This is a genomic window from Kitasatospora sp. GP82 (assembly GCF_029892105.1).
GTDB lineage: Bacteria > Actinomycetota > Actinomycetes > Streptomycetales > Streptomycetaceae > Kitasatospora.
Genome location: NZ_JARZAJ010000021.1, coordinates 92,850 through 117,298 on the forward strand (window position 1 = coordinate 92,850; position 24,449 = coordinate 117,298).

Genomic DNA, 24,449 nt, shown 5'->3' on the forward strand with positions numbered 1-24,449 from the left:
ACCGCCGGGACCGTCAAGGCTACTGCCGCAACCGCTCAGCGGCGGGTGATCTCCACGGACTCGATGACGACGTCCTCGATCGGGCGGTCGCCACGGGCGGTGGGGGTGACCGAGATCTCCGAGACCAGCTTCCGGCTCAGCTCGTCCTCGACCTCGCCGAAGATCGTGTGCTTGTTGGTCAGCCAGACGGTCGGCGCCACGGTGATGAAGAACTGCGAGCCGTTGGTGCCCGGGCCGGCGTTGGCCATGGCGAGCAGGAACGGACGGTTGAAGGCGAGGTCCGGGTGGAACTCGTCGGCGAAGCGGTAGCCGGGGCCGCCGGTGCCGGTGCCCAGCGGGTCACCGCCCTGGATCATGAAGTCGCCGATCACACGGTGGAACACCGTGCCGTTGTACAGCGGGTCGTTGGACTTCACACCGGTGCGGGGGTGCGTCCACTCGCGGCTGCCCTCGGCCAGCTCCACGAAGTTCGCCACCGTCTTGGGGGCGTGGTTCGGAAACAGCTTGATGACGATGTCGCCGCGGTTGGTCTTCAGGGTGGCGAACAGTTCCTCGGCCACGGTGTGCCTTCCTAATCTGTGCAACTGATCTTCAAATCATCCCATGACCGGATCTGAGGCCTCCGGGACGCCCGTGCCACCGGCTGCGGAGCTCGGATCCACCGGCTTTCCACGGGCTTTCCGCCGGCCCGAATCCATCCGATGACCCGCGTACGGCCCAACCCGGCGCGCCAATCGGACAAATCGGCATGCATGATCTCCAATCAGGTGGAAATGTGCATACAAGACGCCATTCAGGAGGAGAAGCTCGTGACCCATTCAGCTCGTGAGACAGCCGGCCGGACCAGGGACACACTGGCGCCTTATGCCACCACCGCCAAGGAAACCGCGGTCCACTACGCGGACGAGGCCAGACACCGGATCGGCCCCGCGCTGGAGGCGCTGGGCCCCAAGGTCGGCGCAGCCGGCAGCCAGGCCAGGACCGGCGCCGCACACGCGGCCCAGGCCGCCCGTGTCCACTACGCCAAGCACCTCGCCCCGCAGCTGGAGCAGGCCTTCTCCGCGCTGCCGCCACAGGCCCAGCAGAACACCCTCAAGGCCGTCCACCGCGCCCAGGAGGCCGCCCTGGCCGCCCGGAACACCGCCACCAAGGCCGCCGACCACGCCAGGACCAACGTCGTCCCCAAGGTCTCCGACGCCGTCGACGGCGCCCGCTCGGCGATCGTCCCCGTCGCCCACGAGGCCCAGAGCCGCGGGGCCGCCGCCCTGACCGCCCTGCACGGCCACGTCAGCTCGGCCGAGATCGCCGACCTCGCCGCCAGGAACGCCAAGCACGCGGCCAGGTGCCGGCGCCTCAACCGGGCCACCGGCCTCGCCGTCGCGGGGACCCTGACGATCGGCGCGGGCATCCTCGCCTGGCAGTGGTGGCAGCGCCAGAGCAACCCCCAGTGGCTGGTCGAGCCCCCCGGCAGCGGCTCCACCGGGACCACCGCAGCCACCGGCGGATCCAGCGGCGAACCGCAGCTCAACGGCTCGGGCCCCCGGGAACAGTCCGCCGACCAGCCGAACGGCCACCCCACCGAGAACCCCGACCCCAAACCGGGACCGCCGCCCGGCAAGCCCGCACCCGACGAGCACCCCAAGCCGCACGACCCGCGAAAGCCGCACTGAAGCCGTACTGAAGCCGTACTGAAGCGGCAGGTGCGCCGCAGACGCCCCGAACGCGAATCGGCCGCCGACCTGATCCCAGGTCAGCGGCCGATTCCACTGTGGAGCTTAGGAGATTCGAACTCCTGACATCTGCCTTGCAAAGGCAGCGCTCTACCAACTGAGCTAAAGCCCCGAGCGGTGTGCTGCGCACTAGCGTACCCGGTCCCGCCGAGAATCTTCAGCAGGTATCCGCACACCGGTGGCAGACCGCGGGTGAGCCCCGGCCGACAGGCCGGGGCTCACCCACCGGAAGACCTCGAACGGCCTCCGGAAGATCGTCCGTCGCCTCAGCGGGCGCCGGCCGGGACCGGGTCGGTGGCCTCGGTCCACAGGTCCTGCTCGGCGCGGTCCGCCTGGACCTGACGGTAGACAAAGAAGCCGCCGAGGGCGACCAGGGCGACCAGGAGAAGCTTCTTCACCGCGGGACCTCGTCCTTCTTGCTTGCTTGTGACGGGCTCAGCCAGGCTCCCCCGCCAGGGAGGGATGGCCCGCGAGTCCTCTGATGTACGAGCACGAACCAGCGGCCGGAGGTGGCAGACCGCCTTGCGGCCGATGATACACACCGGTAACCGCTCACCCAGCGGCCCCCGCCAGGTCCAACCGGCCAATCCGCACGCCTGATTGACGTCACGCCTCCTGCCGGACGGCCGGGCCGCGACACGCCGGGCCACGTGCCGCGGCCGGCAGCGGGGAACGCGCCTGGTCGTACGGCGTACGGGAGCCGTCGTCCGCCGGGCCCTCGGCGCCGGAAGGCTCAGAGCCGCCAGGGCCGCCGCTCCGCGAGCCGTCCCAGACTGCGTCGCAACTCCGCCAGGTCGAGCCGCAGTTCCCCGACGTCCTCACCGATCCGGCAGAGCCGCAGACTCATCGCCCCCAGCAGGCCCCGGTCCGCGAGCACCATCCCCTCCCACCGGGTCAGGCGCTGCTCGACCGCGGAGACCCGCTCGTGGAAGCGGTCGGAGAGCTGCTCGACGACCCACGAGCACCAGCAGCCGGTCTCCTCCGGCCCGGGCTCCCCGCGCAGGGCCTGCGGGCGCGCCGCCTCCACGTCGAGCAGGTACCGCCGGACAACTCCTGGCGACCTCGCTGTCCAGCAGCAGCATCGCCACGTTGAGCACCGCGCGCCGGGTGTAGGGCGCCAGCCGCCGATGCTTGAGGTTTGCAAGCTTCAAGTTGAAGCTTGCAAAAGTCTTGGACCGCCCGATCACCCATGGCGCGCGGGGCTGGAGCATCCGCCAGCAGGAGCAGAGGTCGCGCTTTGTCCACAGATCCGATGACCGGTTCTATCGCCCGGCAATCCCCGACTTCACAGCAGTTTCGAGTCGTCCCACCCAAGTTGCCTCTGCGCACCCGGTGCAACGAGTCCACCGCCCACGGGTCACGTCCTGCCCCGGGGAACGGCAGAAGGCCCGTAGTGGAATCCACTCCGGGCCTTCTGCGTCGGTGGGCCTAACAGGACTTGAACCTGTGGCCTCTTCCTTATCAGGGAAGCGCTCTAACCGTCTGAGCTATAGGCCCTTGCCGCACTGAAAGATTAGCGGACCGAGCGCCGATCTCCCAAATCCGTTTCGGCAGGCACCCCGGCGAGCCACTCGGCGCGGGTCGCCGGGAGGTGGCTGAGGCCATCAGGGGCAGTACGGACGGCGAGCACCTGGTTGACCCCGATGCGGTTCTCCTCGAAGGCGAGGGCCGAGGCGGCCATGTAGAGACGCCAGACCCGGGCGCGGCCGCGGCCGACCAGCTGGACGGCCTCCGTCCAGTGGGCCTCCAGGTTCGCGACCCACTCGCGCAGGGTGAGTGCGTAGTGCTCGCGCAGGGACTCGACGTCCCTGACCTCGAAGCCGGCCTCCTCCAGCAGGGAGACGGTGCTGCCGACCGGTGCGAGCTCGCCGTCCGGGAAGACGTACGAGGAGATGAAGGGGCTGGGGACGTACGGCTCGCCGGGTTGGCCGGGGCGGCGGGCGATCTGGTGGTTGAGCAGGCGCCCGCCGGGGGTGAGCAGCTCGTAGAGACCGCCGGCGTAGCGCAGGTACTGGGCGGCGCCGACGTGCTCGGCCATGCCGACGCTGGAGATGGCGTCGAAGGGGCCGTCGGGGATCTCGCGGTAGTCCTGGAGGCGCACCTCGACCTGACCGGCCAGACCGGCCTCCTCGACCCGCTTGCGGGCCAGGGCGACCTGTTCCCTGGAGATGGAGACTCCGACCGCGGTGACGCCGTAGTTCCTCGCCGCGTGCAGCAGCAGCGACCCCCAGCCGCAGCCGACGTCCAGCAGGCGCATCCCGGGGCGCAGGCCCAGCTTGCGGCAGATCAGGTCGAGCTTGGCCTCCTGGGCGTCCTCCAGGCTCTTGCCGCCCGGTGTCCAGTAGGCGCAGGAGTAGACCATCGAGGAGCCCAGGACGAGGCCGTAGAAGTCGTTGCCGACGTCGTAGTGGTGACTGATGGCGGCGCGGTCGCGGCCATGGCTGTGCACCCGGCCCTGCTGGCGGGCCTCCTCCGGCGGCGGGGCGGGCCGGAGGCCGAGCGCTCCGGTACGGGCGGCGGTGCCCAGTAGGCGCCGGCCCTCGGGGCTCAGCAGTTCGCGCGGACCCAGCCTGAGGCTGCGGATCTCGGGAAGTTCGGCGAAGTGGGCGACGGCGGCCATCACTTCGTACAGATCGGTCTCGGGGGCGAGGTCGAGGTCGCCCGAGACGTATGCGCGGGCCAGGCCCAGCTCGCCCGGCTGCCAGATCAGCCGACGGACGGCGCGGCGGTTGCGGAGCACCACCAGCGGTGCCCCGGGCGAGCCTGCCACGCTGCCGTCCCATGCCCGCACTCGGAGCGGGAGCCGAGCCCCCAGCAAGCCCTCGAGTGCCCCTACAAGTTGCGTTGCCACCTCAGCCATGAAGCGCCTCCGACCAGCCGTAACTGCCCACCCTGTCGCTTACGAAGCCCGCCCCCGGACCTGGCCGCCAGCTAACCCACGGCCGCCGCCACCGCTCGGACGGCACGCCGGGATCGCCGGGGCTGTCACTCGAATGCCAGCGGGCCCTGAAGGCTGCAACAGCCTTCAGGGCCCGCTGATTCCGGTTGGGGGGAAATCCCGGTGGACCGTGTTCGACGGCCCGTCAGCCCCCGGGGCCGGCCCTCGACCGGGCCGACGGTGCGTCAGTCCTCTTCCGCCAGCGTCAGTTCGATGCCGCCGGTGAAACCGGCCGCCGTGTTGTAGATGAAGGCGGAGAGGGTGGCCAGCGCGGTCATCAGGACCACGTCCACCACCGCGATCAGGGTGGTGAAGATCATCACGCGGCCGAAGCCGACGTAGTCCATCAGGTTGAAGCCGCCCGAGGTGTCCGCCCCGGTGGCTTCCTTCAGCGTGCTGCCGAGGGAGTCGAAGACGCCGAGGCCGTCCAGGGTCATCCACAGCACGGCGGCCGCGACGATGATGATGACGCCGACCGCGAGGGAGAGCAGGAAGCTCACCTTCATGACCGACCACGGGTCGGCCTTGGTGATCCGCAGCCGGGCCTTGCGCACCCGACCCGACGCCTGGCCCGCCGGGGCGGCGGCCGGGGGCATTCCCGGGCGGCGCGCGGCGGGGGAGCCCTGGTTGGTCTTGGTGCCCCGGGCGGGGGTCGGCTGGCCCTTGGTGTACGTGGTCGGCGGCGAGAAGCCGCCGGGTGCGGCCGAGGGTGCGCCACCGGCGGCGCCGACCGGCGGCATCACCGAGGTGGCCGCGGCCGGGGGCTCGGCCGGGGGCTGTGGCACCCCACCGAACGGCGCCCCGCCATGTGCGGCACCGCCGGGCCGGCCGCTCGCGGCACCTCCCGCAGCACCCGTGGCTCCACTCACCCTGGTCCTCCCGCAGTCAACCGCCAGGCCGGCGGTCCGCCCTGGTCACTCAGTCGTGTCCGGTACCCGGCCCGGGTGGCCGGGTACCGGTCGACCGGCGCCCGCCCCAGGCGGGCGGGCGCCGGTCAGCCGGGCGTGCGGTCAGGCCTGCTCGGCCGCGCCACCCGCCGTGGTCCCGTCGGCGATCTCGGCCGAGGTCTCCACAGAGTCCTCGTCCTCCAAGATCTCCTCGTCCTCGGCCTCCGCGTTGCGGGCCATGCCCACCACCGCGTCACGCTTGCCGAGGTTGATCAGTTGGACGCCCATCGTGTCACGTCCGGTTTCACGTACCTCCGAGACCCTGGTCCTGATCACGCCGCCCGAGAGTGTGATCGCCATGATCTCGTCGGTCTCCTCGACCACCAGGGCCCCGACCAGCGAGCCACGGCCCTCCACGATCTTGGCCGCCTTGATACCGAAACCGCCGCGACCCTGGACACGGTACTCGTCCACCGAGGTCCGCTTCGCGTAGCCACCGTCGGTGGCGGTGAAGACGAAAGTCCCCGGACGGATGACGTTCATCGACAGCAGCTCGTCGTCCTCGCGGAAGGACATGCCCTTCACGCCCGAGGTGGCCCGGCTCATCGGGCGAAGTGCCTCGTCGGTGGCGGTGAACCGGATCGACTGGGCCTTCTTGGAGATCAGCAGCAGGTCGTCGTCGGCGGAGACCAGCTCGGCGCCGATCAGCTCGTCGTCCCGGCCCTCCTCGTCCTGGCGCAGGTTGATCGCGATCAGGCCGCCGGAACGGGGCGAGTCGTAGTCCTTCAGCGGCGACTTCTTCACCAGACCGGCCCTGGTCGCCAGCACGAGGTACGGCTTGTCCTCGTAGGTGCGCACCGCCATCACCTGGGCGATGTGCTCCTCCGGCTGGAAGGCCAGCAGGTTGGCCACGTGCTGACCGCGGGCGTCCCGGCCCGCGTCGGGCAGCTCGTAGCCCTTGGCGCGGTAGACCCGGCCCTTGTTGGTGAAGAACAGGATCCAGTTGTGGGTCGTCGTCACGAAGAAGTGGTCGACGATGTCGTCCTGCTTCAGCTGGGCGCCGCGCACACCCTTGCCGCCCCGCTTCTGCGAGCGGTAGAGGTCGCTGCGGGTGCGCTTGACGTAGCCGCCACGGGTGATGGTGACGACGATGTCCTCCTCGGCGATCAGGTCCTCGACCGACATGTCACCGTCGAACGGGATCAGCGTGCTGCGCCGCTCGTCGCCGTACTTCTCGACGATTCCGGTCAGCTCCTCGGAGATGATCTCGCGCTGGCGGGACGGCGAGGCCAGGATCGCGTTGTACTCGTTGATCTTCGCCTGCAGCTCGTCGTGCTCGCTGAGGATCCGCGCGCTCTCCAACGCAGCCAGCCGGCGAAGCTGCATCTCGAGGATCGCATTGGCCTGCAGCTCGTCGATCTGCAGCAGGTTCATCAGGCCACTGCGGGCCGCGTCGGCGCTCTCCGAGGCCCGGATCAGCGCGATGACCGCGTCGATCTGGTCCAGCGCCTTGAGCAGCGCGCGCAGGATGTGCGCCCGCTCCTCGGCCTTGCGCAGCCGGAAGCTGGTGCGGCGGACGATGACCTCGACCTGGTGGTTGACCCAGTGCCGGATGAAGGCGTCGAGCGACAGCGTGCGCGGCACGCCGTCGACCAGGGCCAGCATGTTGGCACCGAAGTTGGTCTGCAGGTCGGTGTGCTTGTACAGGTTGTTGAGCACGACCTTGGCGACGGCGTCGCGCTTGAGCACGATCACCAGGCGCTGGCCGGTCCGCGAGGAGGACTCGTCGCGGACGTCCGCGATGCCCGCGATCCGGCCGTCCTTGACCAGGTCGGCGATCTTCAGCGCGAGGTTGTCCGGGTTCACCTGGTACGGCAGCTCGGTGATCACCAGGCACTGGCGGCCCTGGATCTCCTCGACCTCGACCACCGCGCGCATGGTGATCGAGCCGCGACCGGTGCGGTACGCGTCCTCGATGCCCCGGCGGCCGACGATCAGGGCGCCGGTCGGGAAGTCCGGGCCCTTGATCCGCTCGATCAGGGCTTCGAGGAGCTCCTCGTTGGAGGCGTCCGGGTGCTCCAGCGCCCAGAGCGCACCGGAGGCGACCTCGCGCAGGTTGTGCGGCGGGATGTTGGTGGCCATACCGACCGCGATGCCGGTGGCACCGTTGATCAGCAGGTTGGGGATGCGCGCCGGCAGGACGGTCGGCTCCTGCGAGCGGCCGTCGTAGTTGGCAGCGAAATCGACGGTGTCCTCGTCGATGTCGCGCATCATCTCCATGGCCAGCGGCATCATCTTGCACTCGGTGTAGCGCATGGCCGCGGCCGGGTCGTTGCCCGGGGAGCCGAAGTTGCCGTTGCCGTCCACCAGCGGCATCCGCAGCGACCACGGCTGGGCCAGGCGGACCACGGTGTCGTAGATCGAGGTGTCGCCGTGCGGGTGGTAGTTACCCATCACGTCGCCGACGACGCGGGCGCACTTGTAGTAGCCCTTCTCCGGCCGGTACCCGCCGTCGTACATCGCGTAGAGCACGCGGCGGTGCACCGGCTTGAGGCCGTCGCGGACCTCGGGCAGCGCACGGCTGACGATCACGCTCATCGCGTAGTCGAGGTAGGAGCGCTGCATCTCCGTCTCGAGCTCGATCGGCTCGACCCGCAGGGTGACCTGGGCTTCGGTGTTCTCCGGCTGCTCGTCGCCGTCGGGACGGTTCTCGTCGACCACTGGTGGTCAGTTTCCTTTCACGCGTGACTGGTTCGTGGACAAGGGCCGTGCTTGACGCACGGACCCGTCACACGTCCAGGAAGCGGACGTCCTTGGCGTTTCGCTGGATGAACGAGCGGCGGGCCTCGACGTCCTCGCCCATCAGGACGGAGAACAGGTCGTCGGCGCGGGCCGCGTCCTCCAGGGTGACCTGGAGCAGCAGACGGTGGGCGGCGTCCATGGTGGTGATCCGGAGCTCCTCGGCGTTCATCTCGCCCAGACCCTTGAAGCGCTGGATCGCGTCGTCCTTCGGCAGTCGGCGACCGGCCTCCACGCCGGCCGCGATCACGGCGTCGCGCTCACGGTCGGAGTAGACGTACTCGAAGTCGTCCTTGCCCCACTTGATCTTGTACAGCGGGGGCATGGCCAGGTAGACGTACCCGGACTCGACCAGCGGCCGCATGAAGCGGAACAGCAGGGTCAGCAGCAGGGTACGGATGTGCTGTCCGTCGACGTCGGCGTCCGCCATCAGGACGATCTTGTGATAGCGGAGCTTGGACTCGTCGTAGTCCTCCTGGATGCCGCAGCCGAAGGCCGAGATCAGCGCCTGGACCTCGGTGTTCTGCAGCACCTTGTCGATCCGGGCCTTCTCGACGTTCAGGATCTTGCCGCGGATCGGGAGGATCGCCTGGGTGCGCGGGTCGCGGCCCTGCTTGGCCGAGCCGCCTGCGGAGTCACCCTCGACGATGAAGATCTCGCACTCGGCCGGGTCCTTGGACTGGCAGTCGCTCAGCTTGCCGGGCAGCGAGGCGCTCTCCAGCAGGCCCTTGCGGCGGGTCAGGTCGCGGGCCTTGCGGGCGGCCACGCGGGCCGTGGCCGCCTGGATCGACTTGCGGATGATGTCCGCCGCGTCGGTCGGGTTGCGGTCGAGCCAGTCGTTCAGCTGCTCGTGGACGACCTTCTGGACGAAGGTCTTGGCCTCGGTGTTGCCCAGCTTGTCCTTGGTCTGGCCCTCGAACTGCGGCTCGCCCAGCTTGACCGAGATGATCGCGGTCAGACCCTCGCGGATGTCCTCGCCGGAGAGGTTGTCGTCCTTCTCGCGGAGCAGCTTCTTGTCCCGCGCATAGCGGTTGACCAGGCCGGTCAGTGCCGCGCGGAAGCCCTCCTCGTGGGTGCCGCCACCGTGGGTGTGGATGGTGTTGGCGAAGGAGTAGACCCCCTCGGTGTACGAGGAGTTCCACTGCATCGCGATCTCCACCGAGATCGACTTGTCCTTGTCCTCGGACTCGAAGTCGATCACCGTCGGGTGGATCACCTCGCCCTTGCGGGAGTTGAGGTGGGCGACGAAGTCGGCGATGCCGCCGTCGTACTTGTACGTCACCGAGAGCGGCTTGCCGTTCTCGTCGGCGTGCTCCGGGCGCTCGTCCGTCAGCGAGATGGTCAGGCCCTTGTTGAGGAAGGCCATCTCCTGGAAGCGGCGCGAGAGCGTCTCGAAGGAGTAGACGGTGGTCTCGAAGATGTCCGGGTCGGCCCAGAAGGTCACGCTGGTGCCGGTGCGCTCGGTTGCCTCGTGCTTGACCAGCGCGGCGGTCGGAGCGCCCATCTTGTAGTCCTGCGACCAGCGGTAGCCGTCGCGGTGGATGTCGACCGAGAGCCGGGTGGAGAGCGCGTTGACGACCGAGACGCCGACACCGTGCAGACCGCCGGAGACCGCGTACCCGCCGCCGCCGAACTTGCCGCCCGCGTGCAGCACCGTGAGTACGACCTCGACGGCGGGCTTCTCCTGGCCGGGGACGATGTCCACCGGGATACCGCGGCCGTTGTCCACGACCCGTACCGCGCCATCGGCCAGGATGGTCACGTCGATGGTGTCGGCGAATCCGGCCAGCGCCTCGTCGACGGAGTTGTCCACGACCTCGTACACCAGGTGGTGCAGGCCACGCTCGCCCGTCGAGCCGATGTACATACCGGGGCGCTTACGGACGGCGTCGAGGCCCTCCAACACCTGGATGTTGCTACCGGTGTAGGAGCCCTCGGCGGCCTGGTCGGTGGATTCTGGGGTCTGGCTGGAGTTGCCGGAATCGGCCACGAAGCGCCCTCTCTGGCACGGCGCGGGCCGCACCCCACCCGGTTCCTCGGGCAGGTCTGCGACCACGGCGTTTCGACTCGGTTGCTACGAGCAACAGTGTTTGGCTCTTAGTCTACCGGTAGGACTGACAGAGATGGGCGTTTGGCAGCCCCTGAGGGCAGATGTGCCGCCCTGAATCCCCTCTGCACATGTCCCGATACTCGCCAGGGGGGCTCAGAGCGCCTATGCAGGCCGCCAGCGGTTCCGGAAGATCCCCTTCCGTTCACACCGCTGCCGGACACCCGCTCACCCCCAGGTGTCACCCGGGCCCCGGCTGCCCGGCGCCCGCAGCCGACCGTACCCACGGACCGGCGCGTCAGGACCGAGCACCTTGATCACACGGACCGTGCCGTGCCCCAGCTCATGGTTCAGGCGGGCCACCAACTGGCGTGCCAGCAGCCTGAGTTGGGTCGCCCACGCGGTGGAGTCGCACTGCACGGTGAGCACCGCCTCGGCCTCCGCGTACTGCTTGGGCACACAGTGCGCCGCGATGTCGGGACCCACGATCTGCGGCCACCGGCCCATCACCCCGCCCACCGCGGCCGGGGCCTCCCAGCCCCGCTCGGTGATCAGCCGGTTCAGCGCCGCCCCCAGCGGCACCGGGTCGCGGCCGTCCGCGCGCGCACCGCTGCGCAGCCCGTGCCGCTTCGCCTCGCGCTTCTCCCGCACCTGCTCACCGCGCCGACGGGCCTGCTCCTTCGCCGCCCGCAACGCCACCCGGGCCAGATCCACACCGGACGGCTCCTGGGTCCGCGGATCCTGATCGCTCATCGCGGCGGTCTCCTTTCCCCAGGCTGTGGACAGTTGCACGCGGCCCACGCCGACGGTCGCCGAGAGTCGTCCAGCTTACGGGTTGCCGCGACGGTGCGCGGCTCAGGAGTCGAGCCGCGTCACAGCACCGTCTGCCACCGCGAAGCGGGCTCCGGACAGCGCCTTGGGCACGTCCTCCGGGACGGCCGCCGTCACCAGCACCTGCTCGGCGCCGGCGACCAGCTCGGCGAGGCGGTCCCGCCGCCGGGCGTCCAGCTCCGCGAAGACGTCGTCCAGGATCAGTACCGGCTCGCCGCCGTCGCCCTTCAGCAGCTCGTACGAGGCCAGCCGCAGCGCCAGCGCGTACGACCAGGACTCACCGTGGCTGGCGTAGCCCTTGGCGGGCAGCGGGCCCAGCTTCAGGCCGAGCTCGTCGCGGTGCGGACCGACCAGGGTCAGCCCCCTGGCCACCTCCTGCTGCCGGGCCTCCTGAAGAGCCGCCAGCAGCTGCTGCTCGGCCTCCTCGCGGCTGGTCGGCAGGGTGCCCTCGAACGAGCTCCGGTACTCCAGGACGGTCTCCCCACCGCCCGGGGCCAGCTGCTCGTACGCCTGCGCCACCAGCGGCTGGAGCGCGGCGACCAGCTGGATCCTGAAGGCCGTCAACTCGGCCCCGGCCCTGGCCAGATGGCCGTCCCAGACCTCCAGGGTGGAGAGGTCCGCGCCCTTGCCGCCGCCGGAGCGGCGGGCCGCGGCGGCGGTCTTGAGCAGGGCGTTGCGCTGCTTGAGCACCCGCTCGTAGTCCTGCCGGACCCCGGCCAGGCGAGGCGCGCGGGCGGTCAGCAGCTCGTCCAGGAAGCGACGGCGCTCACCCGGATCGCCCTTCACCAGGGCGAGGTCCTCGGGGGCGAACAGCACCGTGCGCAACAGGCCGAGGACGTCGCGCGGGCGGACGTTGTCGGAGCGGTTGATCCGGGCCCGGTTGGCCCGGCCCGGGTTGATCTCCAGCTCGACCAGGGTGGTGCGGCCGTCCCTGACGATGCCGGTACGGACCACCGCCCGCTCGGCGCCGAGCCGGATCAGCGGGGCGTCGGTGGCCACCCGATGGCTGCCCAGGGTGGCGACGTACCCGATGGCCTCGACCAGGTTGGTCTTGCCCTGGCCGTTCGGGCCCACAAAGGCGGTCACGCCCGGATCGAGAGGCACCTCGACCCGGGCGTAGGACCGGAAGTCGGCGAGCGACAGATGCGCGACATGCATGGGTGTGGACTGCGCTCGCCTTCTGGGTTCTGCTGTTCCTCGTACGTCCCGGGTCCAGGGGATCGCTCCCCGAACCCCCGGCCGATCCGGCGTTAGTTCGACTCGACCGCGTGACCACCGAACTGGTTGCGCAGCGCGGCGATCATCTTCATCTGCGGCGAGTCCTCCTGGCGGGAGGCGAAGCGGGCGAAGAGCGAGGCCGTGATCGCGGGCAGCGGCACGGCGTGGTCGATCGCGGCCTCGACGGTCCAGCGGCCCTCACCGGAGTCCGCGGCCCAGCCCTTGAGCTTGGCCAGGTGCTCGTCGTCGTCCAGCGCACGGACGGCCAGGTCGAGCAGCCAGGAACGGATGACCGTGCCCTCCTGCCAGCTGCGGAAGACCTCGCGGACGTCGGTGACCTCGGGTGCCGCCTCCAGCAGCTCCCAGCCCTCGGCGAAGGCCTGCATCATCGCGTACTCGATGCCGTTGTGGACCATCTTGGCGAAGTGGCCGGCGCCGACCCTGCCCGCGTGCACCGAGCCGAACTCGCCCTCGGGCTTCAGCGCGTCGAAGATCGGCTGGACCTTGGCGACGTGCTCGGCGTCGCCGCCGTACATCAGCGCATAGCCGTTCTCCAGGCCCCAGACGCCGCCGGAGACACCGCAGTCCACGAAGCCGATGCCCTTGGCGGCCAGCGTCTCGGCGTGCTTGATGTCGTCGGTCCAGCGCGAGTTGCCGCCGTCCACCACCACGTCGCCGGGGGAGAGCAGCTCGGCCAGCTGGTCGACGGTGTCCTGGGTCGGGCCACCGGCCGGGACCATCACCCACACCACGCGCGGGCCCTGCAGCTTGCTGATCAGCTGCTCAAGGCTGTCGACGTCGGCGAGTTCCGGGTTGCGGTCGTAGCCGATGACGGTGTGGCCGGCGCGGCGGATGCGCTCGCGCATGTTGCCGCCCATCTTGCCGAGACCGATGAGGCCGAGCTCCATGACAACTGTCCTTCACTGTGGTGTGTGCCTGACGGCGGCGCCGTTGCCGCACAGCCCGAGCCTACGCCGGGACACACAGCGCCTCCCCCGGTCGGGGCGGACCAGGGGAGGCTGTGCGGGATTCGGCCGGACGCCGTCCACAGGCTGTGGACCGGCTCGCCGGAAGCCGTCAGCCCGAGAGGCGGACCGGCATGATCAGGTACTGGTACGCCGCGTCCGCCTCGGCGTCGACCGCGGCCTTGCCGCTGAGCAGGGCCGGCTTGGTCGAGGTGGTGAAGCTCAGCTGGGCGTACGCGGAGTCGATGGCCTTGAGGCCCTCCTCCAGGTAGCCGGGGTTGAAGGCGATCGAGATGTCGTCGCCCTCCAGGTCGGCGTCGATCCGCTCGGTGGCCTGGGCGTCGTCGCCGGAGCCGGCCTCCAGGGTGAGCACACCCTGCTCGAAGTTGAGCCGGACCGGGGTGTTGCGCTCGGCGACCAGCGAGACGCGCTTGAGCGCCTCGAGGAAGGGCTGGGTCTGGATCGCCGCGATCGCGTTGAACTCGGTCGGGAACAGGGTGCGGAACTTCGGGAACTCACCCTCCAGCAGGCGGGTGGTCGTCCGGCGCCCGGCGCCCTCGAAGCCGATCAGGCCCTCGCCCGCCCCGCCGGAGGACAGCGCGATGGAGACGCTGTCGCCGCTGCCGAGGGACTTGGCGATGTCCTGCAGGGTCTTGGCGGGGACCAGGGCGACGGCGGAGATGTCCGACTGCTCGGGCTTCCACAGCAGCTCGCGGACCGCGAAGCGGTACCGGTCGGTGGCGGCCAGGGTGATCCGGTCGCCCTCGATCTCGACCCGGACACCGGTGAGCACCGGCAGGGTGTCGTCGCGCCCGGCGGCCACGGCGGCCTGGCTGACGGCGGCGGCGAAGACGTCACCGGGGACGGTGCCGGTGGCGGTCGGCATCTGCGGCAGCGCCGGGTAGTCCTCCACAGACATGCTCGGGAGTGTGAATCGCGAGCTGCCGCAGACCACGCTGACCCGCATGCCGTCGGTGGAGATCTCCACCGGGCGGTTGGGCAGGTTGCGCGAGATGTCGTTCAGCAGGCGGCCGGAGACCAGGACCGTGCCGGCCTCCTCGACGTCGGCGTCGAGCTCGACCCGGGCCGAGACCTCGTAGTCGAACCCGGACAGGGCCAGGCTGCCCTCCTGCGCCGTCAGCAGCAGGCCGGCCAGCACCGGCACCGGCGGCCGCGCCGGGAGGCTGCGGGCAGCCCAGGCCACCGCCTCCGCGAGGACGTCACGCTCCACCCGGAACTTCACCGGTAACCGCCTCCTGGACTCCGCTGTCGCTTGCACTCTTGATCGTCTACTGGCACCTGGCCGCCGGGCCTGAGCCCTCCGGTTTCCAGTTGCCGGAGAACAGTCTGACGTACTCCACCGACAGACGAGGCAATCGGGCCGAGTCAAGTCCGAACAGTTGTCGGTTTCGGAGTATCCACAGATTTCGGCCCGCCCCACTGTTGATCAAGGTCAGAGGTCTATAGGTGTAGTGGTAGTAGTAGGGCCTGTGGATACCGTGGATAACCCCGTTTTCGCAGGTCAAGTGCTGTTTTTTGTCCACAGTCGCTGTGGATGGAACCTGTGGACAACCAGGGCCTACTGTGGACAGCGGAGAGTTATCAACAGGGCACGCTGAGTATCCACAGGTTATCCACAGCACTGTCCCCAGATCATGGACGGGTTATCCACCGGGCGCTGTCAACATCTCGTGACGCCTTTCACACCAGCAGGTGAACAGTTGCCGCACGTTGTCGAACTGTGGATGCACCTGTGGACAACCTGGGGATAACTGCCCCTTCCCTGGGGACAACCGGTGGATAACCCATTCGGCCCTCTGATGGTCCGCCAACTGTCCACAGCCTGTGGATAACTGTTGTGCACAAGTCCCCAGGGGCCTGACCTGCGTCGAAGAGCGTAGCGGTGACGGCCCTGTGGAAGAATTCTGGATAACTCGGGGCTCCCCAGCCTGTGGACGGGGGAAAACCACCCGATCCTGTGGATTACTGCCCTGCGGCCCCGACCCGTTCGAATTGATGGTCAGATGTTCGGCGCGGCAGTCCACCTGGCGAAGCGTCGACTGTGGGAATCCTGCCCCGATCCCGCCGCCGCTACACCTCCATCCACACCCGTCGTCGAGGCCGGCACCGGCCCACCGGGGCCCGGAGCGCCCGCCCGGGGCTCTCACGAGGCCCTGGCGCCCGCCCGGCGGCCGGAAACGACGACGGGGAGCCGGACGCCCTCCGGATCGCTCCAGTGGGCCCGACTCCCCGTCACGTCGCGTGCGCGGCGCGGGTTCAGCTCTTGATGCGGTTGGTCAGCTCCGTGACCTGGTTGTAGATGGAGCGCCGCTCCGCCATCAGCGAGCGGATCTTCCGGTCGGCGTGCATCACGGTGGTGTGGTCCCGGCCGCCGAACTGGGCGCCGATCTTGGGGAGCGACAGGTCGGTGAGCTCGCGGCAGAGGTACATCGCGATCTGACGTGCCGTCACCAGTACACGGCTGCGCGAGGATCCGCAGAGGTCGTCCACGCCCAGACCGAAGTAGGCGGCCGTCTGCTGCATGATGACCTGCGCGGTGATCTCCGGGCCCGCGTCCTCGTCGCCGCCCGGGATCAGGTCCTTGAGGACGATCCCCGCCAACTCCAGGTCCACAGGCGCCCGGTTGAGGTTGGCGAAGGCGGTGACGCGGATCAGCGCGCCTTCCAACTCCCGGATGTTGCGGGTGATCCGGGAGGCGATGAACTCCAACACATCGGCCGGAGCGTTGAGTTGCTCCTGGATCGCCTTCTTGCGCAGGATCGCGATCCGGGTCTCCAGCTCGGGCGGGGTGACGTCGGTGATCAGTCCCCACTCGAAGCGGTTGCGCAGCCGGTCCTCCAGGGTGATCAGCTGCTTGGGTGGCCGGTCGGAGGAGAGGACGATCTGCTTGTTGGCGTTGTGCAGGGTGTTGAAGGTGTGGAAGAACTCCTCCTGCGTGGACTCCTTGCTCGCCAGGAACTGGACGTCGTCCACGAGCAGGATGTCCATGTCCCGGTACCGCTTGCGGAACGCGTCCGCCTTGCCGTCCCGGATCGAGTTGATGAACTCGTTGGTGAACTCCTCCGAGCTCACGTAGCGCACCCGGGTCCCCGGGAAGAGGCTGCGCGAGTAGTGCCCGATGGCATGCAGCAGGTGGGTCTTGCCGAGCCCGGACTCGCCGTAGATGAACAGCGGGTTGTACGCCTTGGCCGGGGCCTCGGCGACCGCCACCGCCGCCGCGTGCGCGAAGCGGTTGCTGGCGCCGATCACGAAGGTGTCGAACAGGTACTTGGGATTCAGCCGGGCCGCGGGCTCGTCCTTGCGCGAGCCGCCGGCCGGGGGAGCGCCGGGCGGCGCGGGCACACCCGGGCTCGGGGTGCGCTCGGGCACCTGGCCGCCGGTGGTGGGAGGTTGCCCCGGCTGCGGCCGGGTGTCCGGCAGCAGTGCGTCCCGGTCGGTCTGGACAGCGGGCGGCCGCTGGGGGAGCGGCGGAGTGCGCCGGGCGCCGGCCGAGGGACGCGGGCGGTCGCCGGGGCCGGTTCCGTACGCGCCGCCGAACAGGTCGCCCTGCGCGACGGTGGCGGAGTCCCGGCCTTCGCCGCGCCGCTCGGTCTCCTGGCCCCCGTAGCCGCCCTCCCAGCCGGGGCGCTGCTCGGCGGCGCCCGACCACTCGCTCTGCTCGCCGCCGTAGGGGGCGGGACGCTGGTCGTAACCGGCCGTGTCGTAGCGGCCGCTGCGCTCGTAGCCCTGCGGGGCCTCGGCGGTCTGGGACTCGTACGGGCGGGCGTAGTCGGGGGAGGGGTAGTTCTCGGTCCTGGGCCAGCGGCCGGTCTCGGACTCCGGCTCGGCGTAGGGCTGCTGCCAGTCCTGGGGCCCGGCGGACGGGCCCGGCTGGGGGCTCTGCGGCTGGGCAGGAGCGGACTCGGGCTCGGCGGGAGCCGGGCTGGCGGCCGGTGGGACGGCGTTGGCGTCGACCATCACGGCGATCCGCACGGGGCGGGCGAACTCGCGGCTGAGTTCCTCCGTCAGCGGCGGCAGCAGCCGGCCTTCGAGCACCTGCTTGGCCCGCTCGTTCGGTGCGGCCAGCAGGGCGGTGTCGTGCATCATCCACATCGGCTGGGTGCGGCGCAGCCACATCTTGTCGCTGTCCCCGACGCCTGAGTCGTTGACCAGCCGCTCGACGACTCTCGCCCAGACCACGACGAGATCGCTGTTGACATCAGCCACTGGTGCACGCTTTCTCGTTCCCCGATGCGGGGGTGTCAAGGGACTTCGGGTGCCGGTCCGATCCGATGAACAAACCCGACAAGTCCTGCAACGGTAGTCAGCCGACTGGGCTGATTCAAGTTGTTGTCCACAGGCTGTGGGTGAACGTACTCGTGGTGCGCGGGCGGGCGCGCGGCGTCGCCGGATGCCCGGTGCCGCCGGTCCGGTCACCATGATCGGCGGAGTCCGAGGGGGCTTGCGATGCTCTGCTCCGGATGGCCGGTTTGACCCTCCGCCCTCGTGCCGCGTACCGTAACCAGGTCGAGTTGTCGATGGCCGCTGCCGCATGTCCGCGGGTCCTCCCGCTTCCATAAGGCGCGCAGCACGGGCGCCGTGGATTGTCGCAACCCCAGCCGACCTGGGCCGTTGCGGCCGGATTTCTCACCAGGAGAGATCGCGCGGACGCACGGTGACGGCCAAGCGACGTCCCGTCGCCCTACGATTCACCTCAGGAGCCCCCGAGTGAGCAAGCGCACCTTCCAGCCGAACAACCGTCGTCGCGCCAAGACCCACGGCTTCCGGCTGCGTATGCGTACCCGCGCCGGCCGCGCCATCCTGGCCGCCCGCCGTGGCAAGGGCCGCACCAGCCTGTCCGCCTGATCCGCAGCAAGGGTCTGCAGTGCTGCCCTCCGAGAATCGGCTGCGGCGGCGCCAGGACTTCGCGACCGCAGTGAAACGCGGTCGCCGGGCCGGTCGGCCCCTTCTGGTCGTCCATCTCAACAGAGACGGGGCGGCCGGGGGGCAGACCGACCGGAACAGCGACTCCCACCCGCACGTCGCCGAGGGGCTTCCTTCGGCGCGTGCGGGTTTCGTCGTGAGCAAGGCCGTCGGTCCCGCAGTGGTGCGCAATCTGGTGAAGCGTCGACTGCGTCATCTGGTCCGCGACCGTCTGTCCAGGTTCCCCGCAGGTAGCCTGATAGTGGTACGGGCACTGCCCGCGGCCGGGACGGCCTCGTACCTGGACCTGGAGCACGACCTGGACGCGGCGTTGCGGCGACTGCTCCGGGCCGATCCGCCGGCCGATGCCGTGCCGACAGGAGCAGGGCGATGAAGTACCTGCTGATGGGGTTGATCAGGCTCTACCAGTGGACGATCAGTCCACTGCTCGGCCCGGTCTGCCGGTACTACCCCTCGTGTTCGCACTACGGGTACGAAGCGGTGCGGGTGCACGGCGCGGTCAAGGGCAGTGGCCTGACCGCGTGGCGCATCCTGCGCTGCAACCCATGGTCACCCGGCGGGGTCGATCATGTACCGCCACGCAAGCACCCGGTCTGGCACCGTCGGTTGCGCGATCTGCTGAGCCCGAAGAGCGGGACCGCCAGGCCTGAGCCGGTGGCCAAGCCCGATGTCCAAGGAGTCTGACCGGTGACCTGGTCCTTCCTCAAACCTCTGTACTACGCGGTGTCCTGGATTATCGTCCAGTTCCACTCGCTGTACAGCCACGTCTTCGACCCCAACGGCGGGTGGGCGTGGGGCCTGTCGATCGCCTCCATGGTGGTCGTGATCCGTATCTGCCTGATCCCGCTCTTCGTGAAGCAGATCAAGTCGACTCGGGCCATGCAGGCCATCCAGCCGAAGATGAAGGCCATCCAGGAGCGCTACAAGAACGACAAGCAGCGCCAGTCCGAAGAGATGATGAAGCTCTACAAGGAGGCGGGTACCAACCCCTTCTCGAGCTGCCTTCCGATCCTCGTGCAGGCGCCGTTCTTCACCGCCCTCTACGGAGTGCTGGCCTCGGTCGCCAACGGCAAGACGATCGGTGTCATCAACCCCACCCTGCTGGCCAGTGCCAAGCAGGCGCACATCTTCGGCGCTCCGCTGTCGGCCAAGTTCGTCGGCTCCGACACGCTGAACGTGCAGATCGTCACCGCGGTCATGATCGTCCTGATGTCGCTGTCGCAGTTCGTCACCCAGCGCCAGCTGATGACCAAGAACGTCGACCTGACGGTCAAGACGCCGTTCATGCAGCAGCAGAAGATGCTGATGTACGTCTTCCCGCTGATGTTCGCCGTGATGGGCATCAACTTCCCGGTCGGCGTGCTGGTCTACTGGCTGACCACCAACGTCTGGTCCATGGGCCAGCAGCTGATCGTCATCCGCAACAACCCGACGCCGGGCAGCAAGGCGTTCCAGGAGCGCCAGGACCGCCTCAAGAAGGCCGGGCGCCTCAACCCGGACGGCTCGGTGAAGAGGGCCGGCGTGCTGGCGCTGTTCACCGGCGGGGCCGGCAAGGGCACGGCCTCGGCCGAGGAGGCCGTCGAGGACGCGGTGCAGGTGCGTCGCCAGCAGCCGCGCAAGCAGAGCAAGGCGCAGCGCCAGCAGACCGGCGCGCAGCAGCCGGGCGGCACTGTGCAGACGAGCCTGACCAAGGAGCCGGAGGCCCAGGACGAGTCCTCGGCCGGGCCCGCTGCCGTCGAGTCCGCGGAGCCTGCCGAGTCCGCTGCGGCCAAGTCGACACCGGCCAAGGCGAGCGCCGGCAAGCCGGGTGCGGCCAAGCAGGGGACGCGTCAGCAGCCGAAGCGGGGCGGGCAGGGCGGCCAGCGGCCGAGGAAGAAGTCCTGACGGCCCCACGACATCGGACCCGGCCCAAGATCTTCGTTTCTCGGCCCCACCCGAGGGCCCATTCCTGAAGGAGTCCATCAGTGACGGAAGGCACCACCTCCGCTGTCGCGGCCGAGGCTGCGACCGACGAGGGCGCCGCTGACAGCCTCGTCGCCCGCCTGGAGCAGGAGGGTGACATCGCGGCCGACTACCTGGAGGGTCTGCTCGACATCGCGGACCTCGACGGCGACATCGACATGGATGTGGAGGGCGACCGCGCTCTGGTGTCCATCGTCAGTGACGGCAGCGACCGCTCTCTGCAGCGTCTGGTCGGCCATGACGGCGAGGTGCTGGAGGCTCTGCAGGAGCTGACCCGGCTGGCCGTGCACCGGGAGACCGGTGAGCGCAGCCGCCTCATGCTGGACATTGCCGGTTACCGGGCGCGCAAGCGGGCCGAGCTGGCGACGCTGGGCAGCAAGGCGGCCGAGCAGGTCAAGAGCTCGGGCGAGAAGGTCAAGCTCCGTCCGATGACCCCGTTCGAGCGCAAGGTCGTCCACGACGCGGTGGCCGCAGCGGGGCTGCGCAGCGAGTCGGAGGGCGAGGAGCCCCAGCGCTGCGTCGTCGTGCTGCCGGGCTGACGTTCGGAGACGGTTTGTCGACCGACCCCGTCCGCCTCGTGCGGGCGGGGTCGTCGTCCCTCTGAGGGGTCTCCTTCCGGGACTTCTCGAGAGCCGTCCGTTCGGGGCGGCAGATGCACGAGGGCAGGTGCGTCGTGTCTTACGTGGGCCGCGTTTCACGCGCTGTGTTTCACGTGAAACAAGGCCCACATGGAACAGTGGTGGAGTGCGGGTCGGTGGAGACGTGAGCGGAGAGGCTGAGATGGAGACGGACGGTGTGGCTGCCGAGGGCACCCCGGCGGAGGACGGCCAGGAGGGCAGGCAGGAGCTCCCGGAGGCGCCGGCCGTGGCGCGGGAGATCTTCGGCGAGCGGTTCCCGATGGCTGTGCGCTACACCGAGCTGCTGGCGACGGCCGGTGTGCAGCGCGGGCTGATCGGTCCGCGTGAGGTCCCGCGGCTCTGGGACCGCCATGTGCTCAACTGCGCCGTGCTGGCCGAGCTGCTGCCCGCCGGGGCCTCGCTCTGCGATGTCGGCTCGGGTGCCGGGCTGCCGGGTATCCCGGTGGCGATGGCCAGGCCCGATGTCTCCGTGACGCTGCTGGAGCCGCTGCTGCGGCGGACCACCTTCCTGGAAGAGGTGGTGCGGGAGCTCGGCCTGACCAATGTGACGGTGCTGCGCGGTCGCGCGGAGGAGATGGTCGGCAAGCTCTCGGTGGACATCGTCACCGCGCGTGCGGTGGCTCCGCTGGACCGCCTCGCCGGATGGGGCATGCCGCTGCTGCGTCCGTACGGGCAGATGCTGGCGCTCAAGGGCGACACCGCCGAGCAGGAGCTGGCGGACTCGCGCTCCGCGCTGACCAGGCTCGGTGCGGTGAAGTGGTCGGTCATCTCGGTGGGCGAGGGCACCCTGGAGACCTCGACCCGAGTGGTGCGGGTGGAGGCGGGGGAGAGCCCCGGCGGGGTCAAGGCGGCGACCCGGCGGGCGAAGGCGGCACGGGCCGGGCGGTCCGGAAAGGCCGGGGACGCTCCGCGCGGTGTGGGGCGTCGGCGACGCTGACCCCGGAGTTGTCGCGACAGCCGCTCCGCTCGTACGGAGAGTCTTTCGTTGGTGTGCACGGAGCGGGTGGCCCCTGGGGCCACCCGCTCTGCTGCTTCCGGGTGCCCTGAGGCGTGCTCGTGCTGGTGATCGGAGTGTCGCACCGTCAGATTTCCGACATTGCGGGCATGGTGTTTCACGTGAAACGTCGCTCCCTGCTTTCTGGAATCCTCGGTCGCAGCCGGGCGGCGACTGTTGCCGCTCCGGTTTCACGTGAAACACTGACCCCCATGCAGGACTCGGAGACCATCGACCAGATCGGCGATGACACGCCTATCGCGCGTGCAGCCCAGGCCGCAGTGCGGGCTGCTGGGCGGGCCGGCGAAGGGCTGCCAAGGCCAGCTGCGACACGCGTGATCGTGGTGGCCAACCAGAAGGGCGGGGTGGGGAAGACCACTACCACCGTCAATCTGGCCGCCTCGCTGGCACTGCACGGACTGCGCGTCCTGGTCGTCGACCTCGACCCGCAGGGCAACGCCTCCACGGCGCTGGGCATCGACCACCACGCCGAGGTGCCCTCGATCTACGACGTCCTGGTGGAGGGCAAGCCGCTCGCCGACGTGGTCCAGCCGGTGGTGGATGTCGAGGGGCTGTTCTGTGTCCCGGCGACCATCGACCTGGCCGGTGCCGAGATCGAACTGGTCTCGCTGGTGGCCAGGGAGAGCAGGCTGCAGCGCGCGATCGCCGCCTACGAGCAGCCGTTGGACTACATCCTGATCGACTGTCCGCCCTCGCTCGGGCTGCTGACGGTCAACGCGCTGGTGGCGGGGCAGGAGGTGCTGATCCCGATCCAGTGCGAGTACTACGCGCTGGAGGGGCTCGGTCAGCTGCTGCGCAACGTCGAGCTGGTCCGGGCACACCTCAACCCGACGCTGCACGTCTCCACCATCCTGCTCACCATGTACGACGCCCGCACCCGGTTGGCGGCCCAGGTGGCGGAGGAGGTCAGGACGCACTTCCAGCAGGAGGTGCTGCCGACGGCGATCCCCCGCTCGGTCCGGGTCTCCGAGGCGCCGAGTTACGGGCAGACCGTGCTCACCTACGACCCGGGTTCGAGCGGGGCGCTGTCCTACCTGGAGGCGGCGCGTGAGCTGGCTCTCCGGGCTGTCACAGCGGCGGAGAACGGCTCGGTCGGGCAGCAGCGGAGCGCGAGCGAACCGGTGGCTGCTCCGATGGCACAGCACAGCACGATGGAGGACAACCGGTGAGTGGTGGGCGCAGGGGGCTGGGACGAGGGCTCGGGGCACTGATCCCGGCGGCGCCACCGGCTACGGGGCCGGTCGCCCCTCCCGCCGACGGTTCGCCCGCTCAGCCGACGGCTGTGACGGTGGTCCCGGCCCGGACGGGCGGCGCGGCTGGGGTGGTGGCCCCCGGCGCGGTCTCACCGGCGGCCGTTCCGGTGCTGCCGACCGGTCGCGGCACGGCGGCGGCGAAGGCCGCGGCCGGTAGCGTAAGGGAGCAGGCCGGGCTGCCGCAGCGCAGCGTGCTGGAGTCGGTGCTGAGCGAGGCCGTGGACGGGGCGGGGCTGGGCGGGGCGGGGCTTGCCCCGGTCTCCGGGGCCAGGTTCGCCGAGCTTCCGTTGGATGCGATCCGTCCGAACCCGCGTCAGCCGCGTGAGGTCTTCGACGAGGACAAGCTGGCCGAGCTGGTCGCCTCCATCAAGGAGGTGGGCCTGCTGCAGCCGGTGGTGGTCCGTCAGGCCGAGGCCGGCCAGTACGAGCTGATCATGGGGGAGCGGCGCCTGCGGGCGTCCCGTCAGGCAGGGCTGGAGCTGATCCCGGCGATCGTCCGGGCCACCGAGGACGACCAGCTGCTGCTGGACGCGCTGCTGGAGAACCTGCACCGGGCGGAGCTCAACCCGCTCGAAGAGGCCGCCGCCTACGACCAGCTGCTGCGCGACTTCGCCTGCACTCATGACGAGCTCGCCGACCGGATCGGCCGCTCGCGTTCGCACGTCTCCAATACGCTGCGGTTGCTGAAGCTCTCTCCGGCCGTCCAGTCCCGGGTGGCCGCAGGTGTACTGACGGCAGGTCACGCCAGGGCGCTGCTGGGGGTTTCGGACAGCGAGCGGCAGGACCAGCTGGCGCGGCGGATCGTCGCGGAGGGGCTCTCGGTGCGTACCACCGAGGAGATCGTCGCGGTGATGGACCGGGAGGAGAAGCCGCAGCGTTCGACGGGACCCAAGGCGGGGAAGCTGTTCTCGCCGGCCTTCGACGAGCTGTCCGAGCGGCTCTCGGACCGTTTCGAGACCCGGGTGAAGGTCGAGGTCTCGCAGCGGAACGGGAAGCTGGGCAAGGGCAAGGTGGTGTTGGAGTTCGGCTCGGTGGAGGACCTCAACCGGATCCTCGACAGTCTGGCGCCGGGCGAGGACGGCCTGCGGCTGTCGTAGCGCCGAGCTGTCCCGGGCGCACATCGGTTCCTCGGCAAGTGGGTGCATGTTTCACGTGAAACGTGCACCCGCTTCGTTTCTGGAGGAAGCTCTCAGATGTGATGTCCGATGTGATGTCCGCTCTC

21 protein-coding genes and 2 tRNA genes are annotated in these 24,449 nt (G+C 69.7%); 9 read left to right on the plus strand and 14 right to left on the minus strand.

Going from position 1 to position 24,449, the window contains the following annotated elements; genetic code table 11:
• Window positions 1-35: 35 nt before the first annotated feature.
• Window positions 36-560 (minus strand): peptidylprolyl isomerase, encoded by a 525-nt coding sequence (locus P3T39_RS22815; protein WP_280700335.1) that lies wholly within the window; start codon window positions 558-560, stop codon window positions 36-38.
• 249 nt (window positions 561-809) lie between these two features.
• Between P3T39_RS22815 and P3T39_RS22820 the strand changes: the two genes are divergently transcribed.
• A complete protein-coding gene (locus P3T39_RS22820) occupies window positions 810-1,670 on the plus strand; it encodes a DUF5324 family protein (RefSeq protein WP_280700336.1) in 861 nt (286 codons plus the stop codon).
• 99 nt (window positions 1,671-1,769) lie between these two features.
• Here P3T39_RS22820 and P3T39_RS22825 read toward each other — a convergent pair.
• The 13 genes from P3T39_RS22825 to dnaA all read right to left on the minus strand — a co-directional run bounded on the left by P3T39_RS22825 (window position 1,770) and on the right by dnaA (window position 17,642).
• Window positions 1,770-1,842: transfer RNA gene (locus P3T39_RS22825), tRNA-Ala, on the minus strand.
• A gap of 154 nt (window positions 1,843-1,996) precedes the next feature.
• Window positions 1,997-2,128, minus strand: a complete 132-nt coding sequence (locus P3T39_RS22830; RefSeq protein ID WP_211785814.1) for a DLW-39 family protein — start codon at window positions 2,126-2,128, stop codon at window positions 1,997-1,999.
• A gap of 335 nt (window positions 2,129-2,463) precedes the next feature.
• Complete coding sequence (locus P3T39_RS22835) at window positions 2,464-2,757, minus strand: hypothetical protein (protein WP_280700337.1); 294 nt, start codon at window positions 2,755-2,757, stop codon at window positions 2,464-2,466.
• Between the two features lie 396 nt (window positions 2,758-3,153).
• Window positions 3,154-3,227: transfer RNA gene (locus P3T39_RS22840), tRNA-Ile, on the minus strand.
• 16 nt (window positions 3,228-3,243) lie between these two features.
• Window positions 3,244-4,590, minus strand: a complete 1,347-nt coding sequence (locus P3T39_RS22845; protein WP_280700338.1) for a cyclopropane-fatty-acyl-phospholipid synthase family protein — start codon at window positions 4,588-4,590, stop codon at window positions 3,244-3,246.
• A gap of 263 nt (window positions 4,591-4,853) precedes the next feature.
• The gene (locus P3T39_RS22850) at window positions 4,854-5,453 is read right to left on the minus strand and encodes a DUF3566 domain-containing protein (RefSeq protein WP_348534376.1); all 600 of its coding nucleotides are present in this window, start codon (window positions 5,451-5,453) and stop codon (window positions 4,854-4,856) included.
• 225 nt (window positions 5,454-5,678) lie between these two features.
• On the minus strand, window positions 5,679-8,213 hold the full coding sequence (gene gyrA, locus P3T39_RS22855; protein ID WP_280700472.1) for a DNA gyrase subunit A: 2,535 nt from the start codon (window positions 8,211-8,213) through the stop codon (window positions 5,679-5,681).
• A 130-nt stretch (window positions 8,214-8,343) separates the two neighbouring features.
• On the minus strand, window positions 8,344-10,344 hold the full coding sequence (gyrB, locus tag P3T39_RS22860; protein ID WP_280700348.1) for a DNA topoisomerase (ATP-hydrolyzing) subunit B: 2,001 nt from the start codon (window positions 10,342-10,344) through the stop codon (window positions 8,344-8,346).
• A gap of 285 nt (window positions 10,345-10,629) precedes the next feature.
• A complete protein-coding gene (locus P3T39_RS22865; RefSeq protein ID WP_280700350.1) occupies window positions 10,630-11,154 on the minus strand; it encodes a DciA family protein in 525 nt (174 codons plus the stop codon).
• A 102-nt stretch (window positions 11,155-11,256) separates the two neighbouring features.
• Window positions 11,257-12,390 (minus strand): DNA replication/repair protein RecF, encoded by a 1,134-nt coding sequence (recF, locus tag P3T39_RS22870; RefSeq protein ID WP_280700351.1) that lies wholly within the window; start codon window positions 12,388-12,390, stop codon window positions 11,257-11,259.
• 92 nt (window positions 12,391-12,482) lie between these two features.
• Window positions 12,483-13,358 carry a phosphogluconate dehydrogenase (NAD(+)-dependent, decarboxylating) gene (gnd, locus tag P3T39_RS22875; protein WP_280700353.1) on the minus strand — a complete coding sequence of 292 codons (876 nt, stop codon included), beginning with the start codon at window positions 13,356-13,358 and terminating at the stop codon, window positions 12,483-12,485.
• Between the two features lie 169 nt (window positions 13,359-13,527).
• Window positions 13,528-14,658, minus strand: a complete 1,131-nt coding sequence (gene dnaN / locus P3T39_RS22880) for a DNA polymerase III subunit beta (RefSeq protein WP_280700355.1) — start codon at window positions 14,656-14,658, stop codon at window positions 13,528-13,530.
• Window positions 14,659-15,692: 1,034 nt separating this feature from the next.
• A complete protein-coding gene (gene dnaA, locus P3T39_RS22885; protein WP_280700363.1) occupies window positions 15,693-17,642 on the minus strand; it encodes a chromosomal replication initiator protein DnaA in 1,950 nt (649 codons plus the stop codon).
• A gap of 501 nt (window positions 17,643-18,143) precedes the next feature.
• Between dnaA and rpmH the strand changes: the two genes are divergently transcribed.
• The 8 genes from rpmH to P3T39_RS22925 all read left to right on the plus strand — a co-directional run bounded on the left by rpmH (window position 18,144) and on the right by P3T39_RS22925 (window position 24,324).
• A complete protein-coding gene (gene rpmH, locus P3T39_RS22890; protein ID WP_030392420.1) occupies window positions 18,144-18,281 on the plus strand; it encodes a 50S ribosomal protein L34 in 138 nt (45 codons plus the stop codon).
• A 19-nt stretch (window positions 18,282-18,300) separates the two neighbouring features.
• Window positions 18,301-18,732 (plus strand): ribonuclease P protein component, encoded by a 432-nt coding sequence (gene rnpA / locus P3T39_RS22895; protein WP_280700369.1) that lies wholly within the window; start codon window positions 18,301-18,303, stop codon window positions 18,730-18,732.
• On the plus strand, window positions 18,729-19,043 hold the full coding sequence (yidD, locus tag P3T39_RS22900; RefSeq protein ID WP_280700370.1) for a membrane protein insertion efficiency factor YidD: 315 nt from the start codon (window positions 18,729-18,731) through the stop codon (window positions 19,041-19,043). Before rnpA ends, yidD begins: the two co-directional genes overlap by 4 nt.
• 3 nt (window positions 19,044-19,046) lie before the next feature.
• Window positions 19,047-20,243, plus strand: coding sequence for a membrane protein insertase YidC (gene yidC, locus P3T39_RS22905; RefSeq protein ID WP_280700372.1), 1,197 nt, complete (start codon window positions 19,047-19,049; stop codon window positions 20,241-20,243).
• 80 nt (window positions 20,244-20,323) lie between these two features.
• Window positions 20,324-20,860 carry a R3H domain-containing nucleic acid-binding protein gene (locus tag P3T39_RS22910; protein ID WP_280700374.1) on the plus strand — a complete coding sequence of 179 codons (537 nt, stop codon included), beginning with the start codon at window positions 20,324-20,326 and terminating at the stop codon, window positions 20,858-20,860.
• 241 nt (window positions 20,861-21,101) lie between these two features.
• On the plus strand, window positions 21,102-21,896 hold the full coding sequence (rsmG, locus tag P3T39_RS22915; protein ID WP_280700475.1) for a 16S rRNA (guanine(527)-N(7))-methyltransferase RsmG: 795 nt from the start codon (window positions 21,102-21,104) through the stop codon (window positions 21,894-21,896).
• Between the two features lie 269 nt (window positions 21,897-22,165).
• Window positions 22,166-23,143: a ParA family protein gene (locus P3T39_RS22920; protein WP_280700380.1), complete on the plus strand. Its 978-nt coding sequence runs from the start codon at window positions 22,166-22,168 to the stop codon at window positions 23,141-23,143.
• On the plus strand, window positions 23,140-24,324 hold the full coding sequence (locus tag P3T39_RS22925) for a ParB/RepB/Spo0J family partition protein (protein ID WP_280700382.1): 1,185 nt from the start codon (window positions 23,140-23,142) through the stop codon (window positions 24,322-24,324). Before P3T39_RS22920 ends, P3T39_RS22925 begins: the two co-directional genes overlap by 4 nt.
• The last annotated feature ends 125 nt before the right edge of the window (window positions 24,325-24,449 follow it).